The organism is Streptomyces sp. NRRL WC-3742 (assembly GCF_000720635.1).
GTDB lineage: Bacteria > Actinomycetota > Actinomycetes > Streptomycetales > Streptomycetaceae > Kitasatospora.
Window position 1 is genome coordinate 1 of record NZ_JOCF01000206.1, and the last position, 289, is coordinate 289.

The following is a 289-nucleotide window of genomic DNA, read 5'->3' on the forward strand; positions in this document are numbered from 1 at the left end:
GGCCTGGGCGAGGGCGGCCGCGTCGTTGACGCCGTCGCCGACCATGGCGACGACCTTGCCCTCGGCCTGGAGGCGCTTGACGGTGTCGACCTTGTCCTGGGGCATGACCTCGGCGATCACGTGGTGCGGCTCGATGCCGACCTCGGCGGCGACGGCCTGGGCCACCGCCCGGTTGTCGCCGGTGAGCAGTACCGGGGTCAGGCCCAGGCGGCGCAGTTCGGCGATGGCCTCGGCGCTGGTGGGCTTCACCGCGTCGGCGACCTCGAGGACGGCCCGGGCCTCGCCGTCC

The 289-nt window shown here is 74.7% G+C and carries 1 protein-coding gene; it reads right to left on the reverse strand.

The window, feature by feature from the left end:
* The coding region (locus tag IH61_RS42300; RefSeq protein ID WP_037974234.1) for an HAD-IC family P-type ATPase at positions 1–289 on the reverse strand (289 nt) is incomplete at both ends.